This is a genomic window from Streptomyces beijiangensis (assembly GCF_017315755.1).
GTDB lineage: Bacteria > Actinomycetota > Actinomycetes > Streptomycetales > Streptomycetaceae > Streptomyces > Streptomyces beijiangensis.
Genome location: NZ_JAFLRJ010000816.1, coordinates 1 through 683, shown reverse-complemented (window position 1 = coordinate 683; position 683 = coordinate 1). Strand labels below are relative to the sequence as shown.

The 683-nt window shown below is 66.9% G+C and carries 1 protein-coding gene; it reads left to right on the top strand.

Going from position 1 to position 683, the window contains the following annotated elements; translation table 11 throughout:
- Positions 1 to 389: 389 nt before the first annotated feature.
- Positions 390 to 683 (top strand): universal stress protein (locus J0695_RS39260; RefSeq protein WP_206969635.1); only part of this gene is annotated, 294 nt, incomplete at its 3' end.

The window sequence follows — 683 nt, the reverse complement described above, 5'->3', positions numbered from 1 at the left end:
CCCTGCGGCGGCCGCGCTGCGGGGCGGGGACGGTCGGCTTCGTCGGCACGATGGACTCCCTGGACTCCCTGGGTGGCGTTGGTACAACCCTGTACATAACGGGGAGAGGGCATCTCCGGTCACTGTGGGCCGCGTGGGCCGCCGCGCCGGGGCCCGCGAAGACTGTGGGACAAAGCTGTAAATGCCAACAGGCATTGCCTAAGGGGGGCCCGCTCGTGCATGCTCCCTGGAACGCCGGAGTGGTTCGGCTGGCTCTGGGCAGGAGAGGAGTGTCGCCGTACCCTTGGGGGTATGGGGTTGGGAAGATGATTCCCGGACACAACTCCACTGCCAGATAGGTTTTGCTCTCCCCGTTCCCTCCTCAGAGGATCTCCTTCGCCGAGACGCCGATGGCCGGTTACGAATACTCCGAACCCGCGGACCGCAAGCAGGTTGCCGACCCCTCGTCGGACCTCCAGGCGGCAGAAGAGACACGTCACGCCTGCGACCCTGCCTTCAGGCACGGAGTCGTCGTCGGCTTCGACGGGTCGACCTCCAGCGAGCGTGCGCTCGCCTACGCCATCGGCATGGCACTCAGGTCCGGCTCCGGCCTGATCATCGTCCATGTCGCCAACCGGCTCCCGACCACGGTGTGGGCGGGCTGTGAGCCGCCTGTGTTCGTGGACGTCCCTGATCACCGCACC